At 46.7% G+C, this 1276-nt stretch carries 3 protein-coding genes; all 3 read left to right on the top strand.

What is annotated here, in order from left to right:
• On the top strand, positions 1–416 hold a 416-nt coding region (locus tag CBG25_RS07285; RefSeq protein ID WP_290604615.1), incomplete at its 5' end, for a transposase.
• A 2-nt stretch (positions 417–418) separates the two neighbouring features.
• The gene (gene tnpB / locus CBG25_RS07280) at positions 419–640 is read left to right on the top strand and encodes an IS66 family insertion sequence element accessory protein TnpB (protein WP_290605688.1); all 222 of its coding nucleotides are present in this window, start codon (positions 419–421) and stop codon (positions 638–640) included.
• A 41-nt stretch (positions 641–681) separates the two neighbouring features.
• The coding region (locus CBG25_RS07275; RefSeq protein WP_290604957.1) for an IS66 family transposase zinc-finger binding domain-containing protein at positions 682–1276 on the top strand (595 nt) is incomplete at its 3' end.

Below are 1276 nucleotides of genomic sequence, written 5' to 3'. Positions count from 1 at the left end.
TTGTTAACCATAATAAACAACTGAACAAGTTAGACATCTCAGAAGAAGGAACTCCAATACACTTACGAGGCTACGGTTGGGTGACTGTTTTCAAATTTACAGCCAAAAACGGCCGTATTGATTACATAGTAACAAACAAAGAGAATCCCACCCGTGAATACGTCAAATCTATCATGGATGCCCGTTGGTCTGTTGAAGTTTATCATCGAGAAGTTAAACAAAATTGTGGTATTGAACGCTGTCAGGCTCGCACGAGCCGAGCGCAAAGAAATCATATTTTTCTCGCTATTTCTGCGTGGTTTGAACAACATAAACGTCGTATATCTGAAAATATAACCCTTTATCAACAAAATTGGGACGTAATCAAAAATGCTATTGCTGAGCACATCCGTGTTTTATTAGCGTACCCAAATTAGTTTTGTGCGAAACTCGTGATCGTGACAAGGTAAAAGCCCTTTACTGGGATAAAACCGGTTTCTGTCTCTGGTACAAACGCCTGGAGCAAGATTTTTTCCGTTGGCCTGCTGCCAGTCAAAAAACCTTACAATTGACCGAAGAACAGTGGTACTGGTTGCTCGCTGGTGTCGACCTGGCTAAAATGCGCCTGCACCAACCACTCAACTGCAGGATAGCCAGTTAAATTTTGCGGAGGATTTTGCCGCGGCATGGTAAAGTCACGTCATGAATATCTCGATAGATAACTTACCCAACGATATCAATTTGCTAAAACAGATTATCGTTGATTTTCAGCGCGAAAATCTTCATTGGCAGGAAAAATACCAAATTCTGCTGGAAGAGTTGAATCTTTGCCGCCGAAAACGCTTTGGGCGCAGCGCCGAGCCGCTTTCCCCGCAGGGTGAGGTTTTTAACGAAGCTGAAGTTGAGGCGCATCGACCCGACGGGGCGCCCAGCGATGACGAAGCCTGTGAAACCCAATTATCTGACGTCAATGATAGTATTACGGACGATGCCGTCCCGGATGCAACTGTTCCTTCGCCTGCAAAAAAACGCCGCCCACGACTCCCACCCCATCTGCCGCGTAGGGAAATTATTATTCACCTACCGTCCGGGGAGCAGGCGTGTGATTGCTGCCATCAGCCGATGCACGTGATGGGTGGAGAAGTGCGTGAAGAGCTTGAGTTTATACCCGCTCACGTGCAAGTTACCCGTTATATCCGTGAAAAATACGGCTGTCGATACTGTGAGCAACATGGCACAGAAGGTAGTGTAAAGGTAGCCCCTCCGCCGCCGGCGCTTATCCCTAAGAGTTACGCCA

Origin of the sequence: Arsenophonus sp. ENCA, from assembly GCF_002287155.1 — a bacterium.
GTDB classification, from domain to species: Bacteria; Pseudomonadota; Gammaproteobacteria; order Enterobacterales; family Enterobacteriaceae; genus Arsenophonus; species Arsenophonus nilaparvatae.
This window is presented reverse-complemented; position numbering and strand designations above follow the sequence as displayed.